Source organism: Streptomyces paradoxus (genome assembly GCF_014202475.1).
Taxonomy (GTDB): domain Bacteria; phylum Actinomycetota; class Actinomycetes; order Streptomycetales; family Streptomycetaceae; genus Streptomyces; species Streptomyces paradoxus.
In genome coordinates this window covers 200,222-216,639 of record NZ_JACHGV010000005.1, presented here as the reverse complement: position 1 = coordinate 216,639, position 16,418 = coordinate 200,222, and the positions used below count along the sequence as shown (strand labels likewise).

The 16,418-nt window shown below is 70.6% G+C and carries 16 protein-coding genes; 8 read left to right on the top strand and 8 right to left on the bottom strand.

What is annotated here, in order from left to right; all coding sequences use genetic code 11:
• Window positions 1-7 precede the first annotated feature (7 nt).
• The 4 genes from HNR57_RS18650 to HNR57_RS18635 all read right to left on the bottom strand — a co-directional run bounded on the left by HNR57_RS18650 (window position 8) and on the right by HNR57_RS18635 (window position 3,954).
• Entirely contained in the window at window positions 8-664 is a 657-nt protein-coding gene (locus tag HNR57_RS18650) for an O-methyltransferase (protein ID WP_184561133.1), read from the bottom strand.
• A 157-nt stretch (window positions 665-821) separates the two neighbouring features.
• Window positions 822-2,024 carry a glycosyltransferase family 4 protein gene (locus HNR57_RS18645; protein ID WP_221342683.1) on the bottom strand — a complete coding sequence of 401 codons (1,203 nt, stop codon included), beginning with the start codon at window positions 2,022-2,024 and terminating at the stop codon, window positions 822-824.
• The gene (locus HNR57_RS18640; protein WP_184561132.1) at window positions 2,021-2,935 is read right to left on the bottom strand and encodes a WecB/TagA/CpsF family glycosyltransferase; all 915 of its coding nucleotides are present in this window, start codon (window positions 2,933-2,935) and stop codon (window positions 2,021-2,023) included. The genes HNR57_RS18645 and HNR57_RS18640 overlap by 4 nt, the downstream gene beginning before the upstream one ends.
• A gap of 23 nt (window positions 2,936-2,958) precedes the next feature.
• Complete coding sequence (locus HNR57_RS18635; RefSeq protein ID WP_184561131.1) at window positions 2,959-3,954, bottom strand: UDP-glucuronic acid decarboxylase family protein; 996 nt, start codon at window positions 3,952-3,954, stop codon at window positions 2,959-2,961.
• 191 nt (window positions 3,955-4,145) lie between these two features.
• Here HNR57_RS18635 and HNR57_RS18630 point away from each other — a divergent pair, with 191 nt between their 5' ends.
• The 4 genes from HNR57_RS18630 (at window position 4,146) to HNR57_RS18615 (ending at window position 9,491) form a co-directional block, all read left to right on the top strand.
• A complete protein-coding gene (locus HNR57_RS18630; RefSeq protein WP_184561130.1) occupies window positions 4,146-4,805 on the top strand; it encodes a sugar transferase in 660 nt (219 codons plus the stop codon).
• Window positions 4,806-4,916: 111 nt separating this feature from the next.
• The gene (locus HNR57_RS18625) at window positions 4,917-6,833 is read left to right on the top strand and encodes a DUF4012 domain-containing protein (protein WP_221342682.1); all 1,917 of its coding nucleotides are present in this window, start codon (window positions 4,917-4,919) and stop codon (window positions 6,831-6,833) included.
• Window positions 6,834-7,012: 179 nt separating this feature from the next.
• Window positions 7,013-8,542 (top strand): tyrosine-protein kinase domain-containing protein, encoded by a 1,530-nt coding sequence (locus tag HNR57_RS18620; protein WP_184561129.1) that lies wholly within the window; start codon window positions 7,013-7,015, stop codon window positions 8,540-8,542.
• A gap of 130 nt (window positions 8,543-8,672) precedes the next feature.
• Window positions 8,673-9,491 carry a glutaminyl-peptide cyclotransferase gene (locus tag HNR57_RS18615; RefSeq protein ID WP_221342681.1) on the top strand — a complete coding sequence of 273 codons (819 nt, stop codon included), beginning with the start codon at window positions 8,673-8,675 and terminating at the stop codon, window positions 9,489-9,491.
• A gap of 96 nt (window positions 9,492-9,587) precedes the next feature.
• Here the strand turns inward: HNR57_RS18615 and HNR57_RS18610 are convergent, their stop codons facing one another.
• On the bottom strand, window positions 9,588-10,562 hold the full coding sequence (locus tag HNR57_RS18610) for a WD40 repeat domain-containing protein (RefSeq protein ID WP_184561128.1): 975 nt from the start codon (window positions 10,560-10,562) through the stop codon (window positions 9,588-9,590).
• Between the two features lie 124 nt (window positions 10,563-10,686).
• Here HNR57_RS18610 and HNR57_RS18605 point away from each other — a divergent pair, with 124 nt between their 5' ends.
• Window positions 10,687-11,361, top strand: coding sequence for an SGNH/GDSL hydrolase family protein (locus HNR57_RS18605; protein WP_184561127.1), 675 nt, complete (start codon window positions 10,687-10,689; stop codon window positions 11,359-11,361).
• Window positions 11,362-11,435: 74 nt separating this feature from the next.
• Entirely contained in the window at window positions 11,436-12,428 is a 993-nt protein-coding gene (locus HNR57_RS18600) for an aldo/keto reductase (RefSeq protein ID WP_184561126.1), read from the top strand.
• Between the two features lie 215 nt (window positions 12,429-12,643).
• Here the strand turns inward: HNR57_RS18600 and thpR are convergent, their stop codons facing one another.
• Complete coding sequence (thpR, locus tag HNR57_RS18595) at window positions 12,644-13,216, bottom strand: RNA 2',3'-cyclic phosphodiesterase (RefSeq protein ID WP_184561125.1); 573 nt, start codon at window positions 13,214-13,216, stop codon at window positions 12,644-12,646.
• A gap of 25 nt (window positions 13,217-13,241) precedes the next feature.
• Here thpR and HNR57_RS18590 point away from each other — a divergent pair, with 25 nt between their 5' ends.
• Both HNR57_RS18590 and HNR57_RS18585 read left to right on the top strand, forming a co-directional pair.
• Window positions 13,242-13,763, top strand: a complete 522-nt coding sequence (locus HNR57_RS18590) for a GNAT family N-acetyltransferase (RefSeq protein WP_184561124.1) — start codon at window positions 13,242-13,244, stop codon at window positions 13,761-13,763.
• 96 nt (window positions 13,764-13,859) lie between these two features.
• Window positions 13,860-14,447, top strand: coding sequence for a Uma2 family endonuclease (locus tag HNR57_RS18585; protein ID WP_184561123.1), 588 nt, complete (start codon window positions 13,860-13,862; stop codon window positions 14,445-14,447).
• Window positions 14,448-14,453: 6 nt separating this feature from the next.
• Here HNR57_RS18585 and HNR57_RS18580 read toward each other — a convergent pair whose 3' ends face one another.
• Window positions 14,454-15,833 (bottom strand): MFS transporter, encoded by a 1,380-nt coding sequence (locus tag HNR57_RS18580; protein WP_184561122.1) that lies wholly within the window; start codon window positions 15,831-15,833, stop codon window positions 14,454-14,456.
• A 27-nt stretch (window positions 15,834-15,860) separates the two neighbouring features.
• Window positions 15,861-16,298 (bottom strand): MarR family winged helix-turn-helix transcriptional regulator, encoded by a 438-nt coding sequence (locus HNR57_RS18575; RefSeq protein ID WP_033312219.1) that lies wholly within the window; start codon window positions 16,296-16,298, stop codon window positions 15,861-15,863.
• Between the last annotated feature and the right edge of the window lie 120 nt (window positions 16,299-16,418).

Genomic DNA, 16,418 nt, shown 5'->3' with positions numbered 1-16,418 from the left:
CCAGGGCTCACCGCTCGGGCGCTACGAGGGCTTCGGCGCGACGCACCTCAGGGAGCTCGGACACCTGCTGTGCCACGCCCGGGGCGGCCAGCACCACGCAACCGCGACGGCGCCCGCTCTCCATGCTGGACGGGCAGTTCGGCCAGAACGTGTCGTAGGGCGCGACGGTCTCCCCCAGATAGTCCATCGACAGCTGCAGGTCACCGTAGGTGTCGAATTCGTAACCGTCGTCGTCGGGCACCTTGAAGTCGTCGATGACGATGACCGAGTCTGTCCACGCCTCCGTGATGATGTCGACTTCCTCCCGGAGGGGGAGATCCTTTTCCCAGTGGGCGTCCAGGTAGAACAGGACCCGCGAGCAGGGAAACCGGGCGTCGTCGCGCAGCGTCCGCAGAGCATCCCTGGAATCCTCGTTGAGCACCCGGACGTCTGGATTTCTGCGGAAACGTCTCTCGGCGCAGCGTGCGAATCCGCGGTTCTTTTCGACGGTGAACACGGGAGCACCGGACAGATGCCACAGGAACTGCGTCGATCCCCCGCAGTAGGTACCGGATTCGAAGATCGCCTGGGGCTGGAGTTCGCGGACCAGGGAGCGGAACAGGTTCTGACGGAATCGCTGCCCGTTGAGGACGGCGGGCCACGGCCCGTAGAGCCATGGCCGCATGGTGCGGATGGGCTTGGTGATCGTGCGCCGGAGCCGAACGGGCAGGACATCGTATGCACGCCCATTGGTCCGGCTGCCCGTCGGCCTTGGAACAGTCATTTAACTGACACCCTTCATGGAATGGGCTCGTCGGTCTGATGCAATTCCTCAAGTCGGCTCACGGCCTTGTCCCGAGCATATGCAGCAAACCGTCGCAGAAGCGCTCTGCCATGCCGTCCGCCGTGTAGTCGGCGGCGTCCTTGCGGCACGCTTCACGTAGGGATTCCAGGCGGGAGCGGTCGCTCAGCACTTGCTGCACCGCCACCGCATAGGCCTCCGGATCGTCTCGACTGACCACTGCGTTTCGTCCGTGCTCCAGGTATTCGAACTCGGGCGCGTGCCAGGGCCAGTCGGTGGTGACGATGGGTGTCCGGAGGGCGAAGGAGTCCACCGCGCACAGTCCCACCCGCCCCGGCATCAGCATGACGTCCGATACCGCTCCGAGCAGCGCGACGTCCTGTCCGGCGCGGTGCCCGAGAGCCAGCACCGGGCTGTCCGGGGCGAGGCTCGCGGCTTCCACCAGGGGCCGGTCGACACCGTCTCCGGCCACCAGCAGCTTGAAGCCCGGCAGGCCGGTCGCGAGACGTCGCGCGCATTGGAGCAGGAAGGGGATCCGCTTCGGGGTATCAAGTCCCCCTACGTACAGAGCCGTTCGTCCCGGCTTGAGATGGTGGCGCTCGCGCAGCGCGGCGGCCGCGGCGTGTTCGGGCGTGCCCTGGATGTCCGCGCGCTCACGCGTGACGGTCAGCTCCCTGGTGTCCACGGAGTTGCGCAGGACGGTGATCCTGTCCCGGGGGAAACCCCGCGAGGCGACGTGTGAGGCTCCCCCCTGGGTGTAGGCGAAGAACCAGGCGGCCTGCCGCGTGAGCGCATCCTTGGCAGCTTCTTGGAGCCGGCTCGTTTTCTTGGTGTACGTGCGGCCGTGGCCCCAGAACGCGACCCGTGGAGGGCGACCACCCGGCCGCCGCGTCATCTGACGCAGCAACAGCGGATAGGCCTCCAGGTTCCGCAGTGCCTGCTCCAGTACCACCGCGTCGGCGGAAGCGGCCCAGTCCGTCACCTGACGCCACAGAAGGGACCGTCCGCCGGGAGCGGGCAGCCGTCGTGAAGGTACCTGTACCGCGCAGGCGCAAGGGGCTGCGTCGCGCCGGGCCGCCTGCTGCGGTGGTACCAGCCCGTACAGCACTTCCAGGTCAACCCCTGCGGAGCTGAGCCGGCCCTGCAGGTGATTGAAGAACGACGTCCGATAGCCGGGAACGTAGGGCTGCACCACGACAACGCGCCGCCGGGTCTCCCGGGGGCTCACCGGAGTGATCGTCATGGCCGCACCTCGGGGATCCGGGCCGGGGTTTCCCGGCGATGTCGGACGAGTCCGCCCGAGTTCAGGCGATCTCCGGCCACCGCACCGCTGTCCGTTCGCACCGGGCGGGACGCCTGGCGCACCACCCCATGGACGAAGCGCGCGTTGCCGAACAGGTACCGGCGCCACAGGCGGCGTGGTTCACAGCCGAGCCGGAACAGCCATTCCAGCCCGTTGTGCCGCATCCAGTGCGGTGCCTGCGGCTTGTTACCGGCGACGAAGTCGAAGGCCGCGCCCACGGCCACGGCCACCACGGGCAGCGCGTCGCACAGTTCGGCGGCCCAGCGGTCCTGCTTCGGCGTGCCGAGTCCGACCCAGACGATGTCCGCCGCGGCGGAACGGATCCGCTCCACCTGCTGGCGCCGTTCGTGGACGTGCAGGGGCCGGAAGGGCGGGGAGCAGGTGCCCACGATCCGCGCCCCGGGATAGCGCCGCCGCAGCTCCCGGTGGAGTGCGTCGAGCACCTGGGGCGTGGAGCCGAGAAGGTAGTGGTTCAGTTCCGTGTGCTGAGTCAGGGCGAAGACGTCCGTGAGGAGGTCGGGACCGTACACACGTGTGCCGGGCAGTTCGGCGGTGGGGTGGAGCAGTCGGTTGGCCCATACGACCGGCTGCCCGTCGGGCAGGTTCAGGGCGGCCGAGCGGAGGATGGCGCGCAGCTCGGGGTCCCGGTCGGCCAGGGCGAGCGTGTAGGCGTTGGACAGGTGTACGTCACTGCCGCGCCGGCTGCCGGAGGCGCCGGGTTCGCCGGTGAGTCCCTGCCGTGCCTCGCGCATCAGGTCGGCCAGGTGCACGACATGGCGGGCCGCGCTGTCGCGGGTGTGTGCGGTGATGGGCACACCGAGGCACTCGACCACGGGAGCGGCCACCGGCATCGTTCGACTGCTCGGAGGGGCGGTCATGAGGCGGCGGAGCTCGGCGTGAATCCGGCGGGGCGCGGGCCGCTCCCGGCGCACTCCCCGACGGACAGACGCCGGCGGAAGTACGTGACGGTGTCGCACAGGCCGCGTTCCACGGGAGTGGTGGGTTCCCAGTTCAGCAGCTCGCGGGCCAGGGCGATGTCCGGACGCCGCCGCTCGGGGTCGTCCTGGGGACGGGGGATGAGCGTGATCTCGGAGCGGGACCGGGTGAGCTTGCCGATCCACTGCGCCAGCTCCAGCATGGAGACCTCGTGGGGATTGCCCAGGTTGACGGGTCCGCCGTGGTCGCAGGCAAGCATGCGCAGGAGGCCTTCGACCACATCGTCGACGTAGCACAGCGACCTGGTCTGGTTGCCGTCGCCGGTGACCGTGATCGGCTCCCCGCTCAGCGCCTGGCGGATGAAGGTGGGGATCGCCCGTCCGTCGTCCGGGCGCATCCGCGGCCCGAAGGTGTTGAAGATGCGCACGATCTTGGCGTCCACACCGCGACTCCTGCGGTACGCCATCGTCAGTGCCTCACCGAAGCGCTTCGCCTCGTCGTACACCGAACGCGGGCCCACCGGGTTCACATGTCCCCAGTAGCTCTCCGGCTGAGGATGGACCAGCGGGTCGCCGTACGACTCGGAGGTGGAGGCCAGCAGGAAGCGGGCGCCCTTGGCGGCGGCCAGATCCAAGGCGTGCCAGGTGCCGGCCGAGCCCACCCGGAGTGTCTCCAGGGGCAGTTTCAGGTAGTCGGCGGGGGAGGCGGGTGAAGCCATGTGAAGGACGGCGTCCACCGGCCCCGGCTCGTCCAGGCCCTGGGTGATGTCCCGTTGGCGGAACTGGAAGCGCCGGTCGCCCATGAGGTGCTCGATGTTCTCGGGGCCGGACGTCAGGAAGTTGTCCACGCAGACGACTTCGTGGTCCGCCTGAAGCAGCCGTTCACACAAATGGGAGCCGAGAAACCCGGCCCCACCCGTCACTACCGCACGCATGCAGGTCCTCTCGGCCGCCTCGCCCAGGCTGTGGCGAGGGCGAGCTTCGGTGTCATTGCCGAAGCGTAGATCAATGTCGTGTTTCTATTCCTTAGTCAGGAATAGTCCGATTGAAATGTCCTGCGGGCCACCATGCGCCCGAACCAGGGCACGTTTCACCCGTTCTGCCGCAGAAGACGAAGGGACGCCCGATGCCGGTATCCGCTGCGAAGACGGCCCCTCACCGGCCGGCTCCCGGTGGGCGGGCGCACGTGGGCGTCCGGGCCGCCAAGCGGTTCATCGACTGCGCGGGGGCCGCCGTCCTGCTCCTGTTCGTGGCGCCGGTGCTGATCGCCGCCGCCGTCGCGGTGAAGCTCGACAGTCCGGGCCCGCTGCTGTTCCGCCAGCGCCGCACCGGCTGGCGGGGCAAAGAGTTCCACGTCCTGAAGCTGCGGACGATGCACGTCGGTTCGGAGCGGTTGCGCGTCGCCATGGAGGAGTCCAACGAGGCCGACGGGCACCTCTTCAAGATCCGCGAGGATCCGCGGGTGACCACGGCCGGGCGCTGGTTGCGGCGTTACTCCCTGGACGAGTTGCCGCAGCTGGTCAATGTGCTGCGGGGGCAGATGTCCCTGGTCGGCCCCCGTCCGCTCCCTGTCGTGGACTCGGCGTTCACCGGGGAGGCCCGGCGCCGCCTGCTGGTCCGCCCCGGGATCACCGGGCTGTGGCAGGTGAGCGGACGGTCCGACCTCGCCTGGGAGGACGCCCTGCGTCTGGATCTCGAGTACGTCGACACCTGGTCGATCAGGCTGGACCTGGCGATCCTCTGCCGGACCCTCCCCGCCGTGCTGCGCGGTGACGGCGCGTACTGAGCCGGCGCCCGCGCGACGCGCGGAGTGCTCACCTCCACACCCGGCGCCCCACGGGGCGTTGCGGGGACCCGCAGGCCCCAGCGAACGAGATCAGCCAGGGAGTGACATCAGATGTCCGAGACTCGCCGTGGTGCGTCGCGGGTGCAGGAATCCCCGCCCGGTGCGAAGCGGGCCCGATGGATTCCGCGCCGGTACGCGGACCGGGTCCTGCCCGCCGTCGTCGTCCGCCGGCTGCGCGACCGTCGCGTCAGGATGCCGCTGTACGCCGTGGCCGGACTGGTCCTGGCCGGTGCCGCCTGGATCGCGGCCACCGGAGTACTCGCCCGGAATGAGCTGCTGGCGGCCCAGCGAAGCCTGGAGACGCTGCGGCGGCAACACCTCGCGCAGCCCGCTGCGGCCTCGGCCACCGCTGCCGGCCCTCCTGCGGCGCTGACCGCGACAGTGCGGGACGCGGTGCGCGACGCCACCGGCCACGCCGCCCGGGCCCACCGGCTCACGACCGGCCCCGCCTGGTTCCCGGCGGCTCATCTGCCGGTTCTCGGCGCCCCCTTCCGTACGGTACGCGGTATCGCGGAGGCCTCCGACCGGCTGACCCGCGACGTGCTCCCTCCCCTGGTGCGCACCGTCGAGGAACTCGATTCCACCGGGGCGGACGACGGCCGGCACCTGAACCTCTCCGCGCTGCGCCGTGTGGCTCCCCTTCTCGAACAGGCCTCGCGCAGCGCATCGAGGGTGCGTGCCGATGTCGACGACCTCCCGCACGGCACCTGGCTGCCGGCCACCGACCGGGCGCGCACCGAACTCGCCCGGCAGCTCGACCGGATCACCCCTCTCGCCCACGATGCCGCCGCGGCGGCCCGGTTGATGCCCCCGATGCTCGGAGCCGACGGACCGCGACGGTATCTGGCGGTGTTCGAGAACACCGCGGAGGCTCGTGGAACGGGTGGGCTGCCGGGAGCCTTCGCGGTGCTCAGGGCGGAGCGGGGCCGGCTGAGCTTCGAGCACTTCGGCAACGACACCGAACTGAGCGAGGCCTATGCGGACGTCGACCTGGGAGCGGAGTTCAACGGGCTCTACGGCCCCAGCGCCCCGACCCGGACCTGGGTCAACTCCAACATGAGCCCGCACTTCCCGTACGCGGCGCGGATCTGGGCCGCGGCGTGGCAGCGGCACAGCGGCCAGCGGGTGGACGGCGCCTTCGGCCTGGACCCCGGTGCGGTCTCCGGGCTCCTCGCCGCCTCCGGCCCTGCCCGGCTGCCCGACGGGAGCGCCGTCACCGCGCACAACGTCGTGGATCTCAGCGAGCGCGCCAGCTACGCGCTCCACCCGGACTTCAAGCGGCGCAAGGCGTACTTCCTCGATGTGGCGCGCGCGGTGGCCATCCGGCTGCTCGGCGCGTCGGCGGACCCCACGAGCCGGACCGCACTCTTCTCGGCACTGCACCGGCAGTTGGGAGAGGGGCGGATCAAGGTGTGGAGCGGGCACGCGGCGGAGCAGCGCGAGCTCCTGGCGCGGTCGTTCGGCGGAGCGCTGCCCGAAGGTTCCGCTCCCCTGGCCGGACTGGTCGTCAACAACGCGGCGGGTACGAAGCTCGACTACTACCTCGACCGCCGGCTCACGTGGGCACCGGGCCGGTGCGTGGACGGCCGGCGCGAGGTCACCGTGACCGTGCGCCTCGCCAACCGGGCTCCTGCCTCGGGGCTCCCGCCGTACGTCGTCCAGCGGGTGGACGCCCCGCCCTACGACACCCGGCCGGGTGACAACCGCCTCCTGGTGTCCTATTACGCCAGTGCCGGCGCCACCCTGTCCCGTGCCACCCTGGACGGACGCTCCGCTCAGCTCAGCCACGGCACCGAGCGGGGCCACCCCGTCTTCACCCTCGACGTCGAGCTGCCCGCGGGTGCCGCGCGCACCCTCGTACTCCACTTGCTGGAACGGCCCGCGGACCGTTCTGCCTTCGTGCTGCGTCAGCCCCTGGTGCACCCCCTGCGGGCCAGAGCGCTCCCGAGCGGTCCGTGCACCGGCTGATCCGCCCCCTCGGCGGCACGGGAGCCGGTTCCAGGTCGGCCGTGCCGGAACGCACGCCGCGCCGACGCCGATGGCGGCTCCGGCCGACTCGGCGGCAGGTGGCACGTTTTGGCCGTGTATCGCGGATACGATCACGTAGCTGCCAAATATCCATGTTGCTGCCTTTTTGAACACCTGGGATGGATACCTTGAATCTGTCCGACTACCTTCGGTTCCTGGTCAGGCGCTGGCGGATCATCGCGGCGCTGGGCCTGCTGGGAACAGCGGTCGGCGTGTTCGTCACCCACACCACCACACCGCAGTACCAGGCCACCTCGACCCTCTTCGTGTCGCTCCAGGACTGGGACGACACGGTCAAGCTCAATCAGGGCAACAGCTTCGCCCAGGCTCGCGTCCGCTCCTACGCGGAAGTGGTCACCAGCCCTTACGTGACCGGACCGGTCGCCGAGTTTCTGCGGCTGGACATGACGCCCTCACAGCTGTCCCGGAAGATCACCACAGAGGTGCCTCTCGAAACGGTACTTCTCAAGATCACCGTCACCGACACCAAACCGGTCCGGGCGGCCCGGATCAGCAACGCGGTCGCCCACCGCTTCGCCGAGGTCATCGCCAAGATCGAACGACCGGAGGGCGCCCGGCTCTCGCCCGTCCGGCTGAGCATCACCGAGCACGCCACCAGGCCCAGGACGCCGACGTCCCCGAACCTGGTGCTCAACCTCGCACTCGGGCTCGTGGCCGGCCTGGGCCTCGGTACCGGCCTGGCGGTCGCGCGGGAGTCGCTGGACACCTCGGTGCGCAGCCGCAGCGACCTCACCCGGTGTCTCGCCGGCACCGGCGGAACGGCCGTACTCGGCAGCGTCGTCCTCGACCAGAGTGCCTCCCGGCACACGGTGGCGGTGGACGACGACGCGTTCGGCCGGCGGGCGGAGGACTTCAGACGGCTGCGCACCAACCTCCGGTTCGTGGACATCGACGCCCCGCCCAAGGTCATCGCGGTCACCAGCGCGGTGCCTGCCGAGGGGAAGACGAGCATCTCGATCAACCTGGCGTCCTCCCTGGCCGAGTTCGGTTCCTCGGTCTGCCTGGTCGACGCTGACCTGCGGCGCCCCAGTGTGGCCTCCGCGCTCGGCCTGGTACAGGACGCCGGGCTGACCACCGTGATGATCGGCCAGGCGAACGCCGAGGACGTGACGCAGTCGGCGGGCTCATTCTCGGTGCTGGCCAGCGGGGTGCTGCCGCCGAACCCCGCGGAGATGCTGGGCTCGGAGCAGTTCCGCACCGTGGTGCGCTCGCTCGCCGACAGGTTCGACCATGTGGTGATCGACACCGCGCCGGTCCTCCCGGTCGCGGACACACCGGCGATGGCCTCGGCGGTCGACGGCTACCTGCTGGCCGCCCGCTACGCGAAGAGCTCCCGGGGTCAGGTCACCGACGCCGTGCGCGCACTGCAGGACGTCGGCGCCACCGTGCTCGGCAGCGTCCTCAACATGGTGCCCGCCAAACGCGACAGCGAGCAGTACGGCTACGGGTACCGCCCCAAGACCTCGGGACGCCGCGAGCGGCTCCGGCTCCTGGCCCGGGCCACGCTCCGGCCACGGCTGCGCCGCCGCGGCAGGCCGGCGACGATCGGCGTCTTCCCCGCGCCGGCCGCACCGAAGGGGAAGGACACCACCCCGGTGGCTGCCCAGGAAGGCGGAGACCATCACTGACCGAGGAGGGGATGCCGCGGCCGGCCCGGGCCGCGCCCGGCAGGTGCCGCGCCCTCGGCCCGGCGGTCGTCGGCGCAGCGGACCCGGAATGGCGGTTCGCGGCTCCCGGCCGATGGCCCGGTGCGCGCGGATGCGCGCACTCCCGGCCCTCGCGGCCGCGGTCCTGGGGGGCTCGGCACTGCTCGCCTCCTGTGCGGCTGACGACCGCTCACCGATGCACACGAAGACCGCGGCCGGGTCTGCCGTGGGGCCGGTCGAGCACCTGAGGGTCAGGGTCCTCGACGTCCTGCCTCACGACCCGAAGGCCTATACGCAGGGCCTGGAGATGGCGGGGCGAACCCTCTACGAGGGGACGGGCATGGCCGGTGAGTCGTCGATCCGCCGGGGCCCGCCCGGCCGGCGTCCCGCCGTCCGTGCCGACCTGCCGGCTCCACTGTTCGGGGAAGGGGTCACCGTCCTCGGACGGACGTTGTGGCAGTTGACCTTCCGGGACCACATCGCCATCGAACGGGATGCCAAAACCCTGGCCGAACTGCGTCGTCTCCCCTACCCGGCGGAGGGCTGGGGCGTATGCCACCAGCCGGGGCGCGGGCGGCTGGTCACCAGTGACGGTTCCGCTCGGCTGACCTTGCGGGACCCGCGCACGCTGGCCCCGACGGGTGAACTCCTCGTCACTCATCGAGGCCGTCCGGTGCCGCGGCTCAACGAGCTGGAATGCGTGGGCGACCACGTGTACGCCAATGTCTGGCCCTCCGACCGGATCGTGCGCGTCGACTCGGGCACCGGCGCGGTCACCGCTCAGATCGACGCCTCGGGGCTGCTGTCCTCGAAGGAGCGACAGCCCGCCGAGGTGCTGAACGGCATCGCCGCCATCCCGGGCACCGGAGAGTTCCTGCTCACCGGCAAGTGGTGGCCGAAGATGTTCCGGGTGGTTTTCGTCGCCAGGTGATCCGGGCGACGTCTGTCTGGGAGGGGACGTACTTCGACCACGTCGGGTTTCAACTCCGGCGGATCCTGGACGAGTCGGAGAACCGCCTTCCGGCTTCTACTTCCGTCGGCGCAGCCCACGCAGACCGAGCAGGGCGGCGCACGCCACGGCCACCGCGATGGCGCCGGTCCTGAGGTTGCCGCCGAGCCCGTCGCCGCCGGCTCCGTCGTCCCGTGCGGCCGAACCGCCGCTGCTTGAAGAGGCGCTGGATCCACCGGGCGCGTCCTGCCCCTCCACCGGGCTGTCCGCCCCCTCTGCGCCGTACATCAGCTTCTTGCCGTCCGCGGTGTAGGTGACGGACTCCCCCTGGCCGAGGAACGGCACACCGAGCCGTTCCTTCTTCTTGATCTTCCCGCCGTTCCAGTCGTACGCGATCGCCCCGAAGTAGCTGCGGACGACGAGGTGTTCGCCGTCCGGGGAGAGCGTGGCGTCGGTGGCCTCCAGGTCGGGGACGGCCGCGACGGGCCGGAACGTGTTCGACCCGGACGGGGAGAGCCGGGCCGGACCCTCGTACAGGTGCCCGCCCTTCTCGTTCTTGTCGACGATGTAGACGCGGCCGGTCTTCGGGTGCACGACAAGGGACTCGGCGTCCCGCGCGCCGTCGGAGTACTTCACGACGTACTGCGTGGCCTTGATCGTCTGGTCGCGCAGGTTCTTCGGCTCGGGCAGCCGGTAGATCCAGACGTACGGCCAGGTGCCGCCGAGGTTGTCGCCGATGTCGCCGACGTAGATCTGGTCGTCCGGCCCGATGGAGATGGCCTCGACGTCGCGGGGGCTGCCCACGCCGGACATGGTGACGGTGGCGACCGTCTCGCCCGTCGCGCTGTCGACGGCGTAGAGGTACGCCCCGTCGTCGCTGTCGTTGTGCGTCCAGTAGATGCCGGGGTGCTGCCGCGAGGCCGCCAGGCCGCTGGACTCGGTGATGCGCGGGTCCTTGATCGTGAACTCCTCGTCGCCGTCGGCGGCGGAGGCGGGCACGGCGAGGGCGCCCGTGAGGAGGGCCGCGGCGAGGAGGGCGAACGGTCTGCGCATGCCCCAAGCCTGCCATCCGGCTCCGCGGTTCATCGGCGTAACGGATCACAGGCCCGACGGCAGGCCGGAGGGGCGTGGCCCGACTCACACCCCGCCGGGCGTTCAGATCGTTCATCATGAGCGGATGCTCAGGTTCATGCCCGTCGGTGACTCCATGACGATCGGAAGCACGGGCGAACACACATGGCGCTACCGGCTGTGGCAGCACCTGTGCCGTTCCTACGGCGGCCCCTTCACCCTCGTCGGGCCGCGCGAGACGCTCTACGACAAGCTCGCCGAGGCCCCGGTGTCGTACGCCTACGCCGAACCGGACTTCCCGCGCGCCCACCTGGCCGGCTGGGGCGAGGGCTGGCAGCACATGGCGCCGCTGATCGGCGAGGCGGTGCGGTCGTGCCACGCGGACGTGCTCCTGGTCTCCCTGGGCCTGATCGACCTCGGCTTCTACACCAACGCGGAGCAGACCGCCGAGAACGTCCGGGCTTTCACGGCCGAGGCGCGGGCGGCGAACCGCCGGGTGGGGATGGTGTGGCTGCCGGTGACGCCGAACGTGCGCGCCCAGTCGGACGCGGCCTTCGCCGGCGAGGTCGCCCGCTTCAACGAACTCCTCGCCAAGGCGGCAGCCGACCTCGACGAGCCCGGCTCCCCCGTCCTGGTGGCCTCACCCCCGCCGTCGTACGACATCGCCACCGACACCTACGACGGCACCCACCCCAACGCGAGCGGCGAACACAAGATCGCGGCGGCCTTCGCGGACGCGATGCACCAGGGCTGGGACCTGGCCGGGCCCTACGGGGAGTAGCAGGCTCGACGGACCAAGGCTCCTCCCCGAGATCGCTTGCTTGGAGCGCACTTCAAGACGTTGGCTTGGGGACCATGAAGTACACGCAGCTCGGACGCACGGGACTCAAGGTCAGCCGGCTCGTCCTCGGCACCATGAACTTCGGCCCCCAGACCGACGAGGCCGACAGCCACGCCATCATGGACGCGGCGCTGGACGCGGGCATCAACTTCTTCGACACCGCCAATGTGTACGGCTGGGGCGAGAACAAGGGCCGTACCGAAAGCATCATCGGCAACTGGTTCGCCCAGGGCGAGGGACGCCGCGACAAGGTCGTCCTCGCCACGAAGGTCTACGGCAACATGGGCGCCGACGGCCCGGCCTGGCCCAACCACGACAAGCTCTCCGCGGTCAACATCCGGCGGGCCGTGGACGCCAGCCTCAAGCGGCTCCAGACCGACTACATCGACGTCTACCAGTTCCACCACATCGACCGGGACACCCCCTTCGACGAGATCTGGCAGGCGATCGACGTCCTGGTCCAGCAGGGCAAGATCCTCTACGTCGGGTCGTCGAACTTCCCCGGCTACAAGATCGCCCAGGCCAACGAGATCGCCGCCCGGCGCGGCGGCACCATCGGCCTGGTCAGCGAGCAGTGCCTGTACAACCTCGCCGAGCGGCGCGCCGAGATGGAGGTCGTCCCGGCCGCGCAGGAGTACGGGCTCGGCGTCATCCCGTGGTCGCCGCTGCACGGCGGTCTGCTGGGCGGTGTCCTCAAGAAGGAGGTCGAGGGCAAGCGCCGCGCCTCCGGCCGCGCGGCCGACGCGCTCAACGACCCCGCCACCCGGGCACAGATCCAGTCCTACGAGGACCTGCTCGACAAGCACGGCGTCGAGCCCGGCGAGGCCGCCCTGGCCTGGCTGCTCACCCGCCCCGGCGTGACCGGCCCGATCGTCGGCCCGCGCACCGCCGAGCAGCTCGCCTCCGCCGTCCGCGCGTCCGAGCTGGAGCTCTCCGAGGAACTCCTGACCGGCCTGGACGAGATCTTCCCGGGCCCGGGCCCGAGCCCGGAGGCCTTCGCCTGGTAGGCACGCCCCCCTCAGGGGCGCGGGGCCGGTATCGACATGCGGCTTCGCCGCGTGGGCGCGACCGGCCCCCACCGGCCCGCAGCCGGAGAACAGCCGTCAGCAGTTCCCCGCCGCCCTACCTCCCGAGCACGGAAGCCAGGGCCACGACGAGAAACATCAGCACGAGCACACCGGCCATGATCCGGTTGCGGGTTTTCGGGTCCACGGCACCGAGCCTAACCGGCGCCGCCGAGCGGCCAGCGCCCGACCGCCTCGTACCGGGGCTGCTCCCCCGGGACCCCGGAGGCCGGCAGATGGCTCCGCACCAGGCAGAGCTCCCGCACCGTCCAGGTCCGGCCCGAGAACCCCGCGAGGACGTCCAGAAAGGGCCGCACCTCCCCCGCGGCGCGGTTCCGCGCCACGGTCAGATGGGCCTTGTACCGCCGGTGCTCCCCCATCGGCACCCCGGCCTTGCGCGCGGCCGCCTCGGCCCGCTCGGCCAGCAGCCGGAGGGTCGCCAGGTCTCCCTCGGCCCCGGCCCACAGCGCCTTCCCGTGCCCGAACTGCCCGCCACCCCGCACGGCCAGTGCGAACGGCTCGGTCCGGCGCGCGGCCCGCTCCAGCCGCTCCGACAGCTCCGGGACGACAGCGTCGTCGACCTCACCGTAGAAGGCGAGCGTGAAGTGCCAGCCGGGACGGCCGGTCCAGCGCATGCCGTCGGCGCCGGGCAGCGCGCGCAACTCGTCGACCACACCGCCGAGTTCACGGCACACTTCGTCAGGGGGCAGCACGGCCGCGAAGAGTCTCATGGGGCCAGCCTGGCACCATGAGGCCATGCGGATCACCATCCGGGACGGCGGGCCCGACGACATTCCCGCGATACTCGGCATGCTCGACAGCGGCGTGGAGTGGCTGGTCTCCCAGGGGCGCACGGGGCAGTGGGGGACGAAGCCGCTGTCGCAGAGCCCGAAGACCGTGGAGTCGGTCCGCCGGTACATGGCGGAGGGCAGCGTGTACATGGCCGACGCCGACGGCGTCCCGGCCGGCACCCTCACCCTCACCGGCTCGGCGGGCGCCTATCTGTCCCACCTCCCCCAGCCCGGCGAACCCGAACGCTACATCCACTGGCTCGCCTCCGACCGCCGCTTCAAGGGACACGGCGTGGGCAGCGCCCTGCTCACCCACGCCGCCGAGGAGACCCGCCGCGCCGGGATCTCCCTCCTCCGCGTCGACTGCTACGCCGGCGACGACGGCAAGCTCGTCCGCTACTACGAGTCCAACGGCTTCACCCGAACCGAGTCCTTCACGGTGGGCGAGAACAAGTGGCCGGGGCAGTTGCTGGCCAGGCGGGTGTAGGCGGCCTCCGGACCCGGGCGTGTCCCGGTCACCGTGCGTATCGTTGTACTGCGCGGCCGGGTTCATCCACGGATGCGGCCGGGGAGGAGCGCCACGATGACCGTCCTTGACGACAGGATCGAGATGGCCGACAGCAGCGGTGAACTCACCCTCGACACGATGTTCGAGTGGGTGGAGACGATGCCGGTCCCCGAGGGCTACAAGGTCGAGATCGTCGGGGGGAACATCTTCATGGCGCCTCAGCGGGACACCCACTGGGACATCATCGCGGACATCTACGACCAGCTGCGCACCAAGTACCCGCGCAAGCGCGTGAAGTCCGACGTACGCGTCGACTACCCGGGCCACCTCAACGGCTTCGCCTCCGATGTGACCGTGATGGCGGAGGGAGCGGTGAAGAACGAGAAGGGCCTGTGGCGCTACCAGGACGTCGAGTTCGTCGCCGAGGTGATCTCCAGGAAGACCGGCGCCAACGACTACGGCCCCAAGAAGGACGCCTACGCCGCCGCCGGTGTGCCGGTGTACCTGATCGTGGATCCGTACACCGGCCGCTGGCATCTGCACACCAAGCCCAAGGACGGCGAGTACCGGGGCGAGCTGAGCCTGGACTTCGGGGACGAGATCGACCTGACGGGCACCGTGGTCGGGCTCGTCCTCGAGACCGGCGAGTTCCCCCGGGACTGACGCCGCCTACGCCGCCGGGGCCAGCGCCTCCTGCTGCTCCCGGGGCACGAACCGCACGCGGGGGTGCCCCCGGTGCCAGCCCACCGACAGCCGGAGGTTGCCGACGCGGGCCAGGATCAGGCCGATCACCGCCGCGGCGAGTGCCGCCACCGCGCCGCCGGCCGCGAGGCCGACCCGGGCGCCGTAGGTGTCGGTGATCCAGCCGACTATCGGGGCACCGACCGGTGAGCCGCCGAGGAAGACCATCATGTAGAGGGCCATGACACGGCCGCGCATGGCCGGGTCCGTGGACATCTGGATGCTGGTGTTCGTCGTGACGTTGACGGTCATGCCGAACAGGCCCAGCGGGATCATGAGCAGGGCGAACATCCACAGGGTGGGTGTCGTGGCCGCCACGACCTCCAGCGTGCCGAAGACCAGCGCCGCCGCGATCAGCAGCCGCAGTCGGGCCGTGCCCCGCCGTGCGGCGAGCAGCGCGCCCGCGACCGAGCCCACCGCCATCAGCGTGTTGAACATGCTGTACGCGCCCGCCCCCGCGTGGAACACGTCGTCCGCGAAGGCCGACAGGTAGACGGGGAAGTTGAAGGCGAACGTGCCGACGAAGCCGACCAGGACGATCGGCCAGATCAGTTCCGGGCGGCCGGTGACGTAGCGCACGCCTTCGCGCAGCTGCCCCTTGGCGCGCGGGGCGCGCTCGACGACGTGCAGCTCGCGGGCGCGCATCAGCAGCAGGCCGGTGAGCGGCGCGATGAAGGACAGGCCGTTGAAGAGGAAGGCGTAGCCGGTGCCGACGCCGGTGATGAGTATGCCCGCGACGGCGGGGCCGACCAGCCGGGCGGACTGGAAGTTCGCCGAGTTCAGGCTGACGGCGTTCTGCAGCTGTCCCGGGCCGACCAGCTCGGAGACGAAGGACTGCCGGGCCGGGTTGTCCACGACGGTGGCGAGACCGACGGCGAACGCGGCTACGTACACGTGCCACACCTGAACCTGCCCGGTGAGGGTGAGGACGGCCAGGGCGATCGCGGTGAGCGCCATCGAGGACTGCGTCACGAGCAGGGCGGGCCGCTTGCGCAGCCGGTCGACGAGGACACCGCCGTAGAGGCCGAAGAGCAGCATCGGCAGGAACTGCAGCGCGGTCGTGATGCCGACGGCTGCGGAGGAGCCGGTGAGGCTGAGCACCAGCCAGTCCTGGGCGATGCGCTGCATCCAGGTGCCGATGTTGGAGACGACCTGCCCCATGAAGAACAGGCGGTAGTTCCGCACCTTCAGGGAGGAGAACATCGAGGACTTGCGGGCGGGCCGGGTGGAGGCGGGTGCGTCGAGGGCGGGCGGGGAGTCGTGGGGTTCAGGTGCGGGGGCGGAAGCTGTTCCGGGTCCCGAACTCAAAGGGTTCGCCTCCTTGCTACATACGGCTTACAGGTGCGCGAGCTTCTCCAGCACGGGGGCGGCGGCGCGCAGTTTCGCCCACTCGTCCTCGTCGAGGTTCTCCACCAGCGTCGCCAGGAACGCGTTCCGCTTGGCGCGGCTCTCCTCAAGCATGGTCTCGGCCTGCTCGGTGCGCGTGACGACCTTCTGGCGCCGGTCCTCGGGGTGCGGCTCCAGCCGGACCAGGCCCTTGGCCTCCAGCAGCGCCACGATGCGGGTCATCGACGGCGGCTGGACGTGCTCCTTGCGGGCGAGCTCGCCCGGCGTGGCCCTGCCGCACAGGGACAGGGTGCCCAGCACCGACATCTCGGTGGGGCTGAGCGATTCGTCGACCCGCTGGTGCTTGAGCCGACGGGACAGCCGCATCACTGCGGATCGGAGGGAGTTCACGGCGGCTACGTCGTCGCCATGGCTGAGGTCCGGCATGTTCTTTAGCGTAACTCATTACTCTCGCTAAAGACCAGCGGTGACACGCCGGGCGGTCCGTGACGCCCGCCACTGAAGCGTGACATCACTCATATGGGTGATCCGGCGGCGGAACCTCGC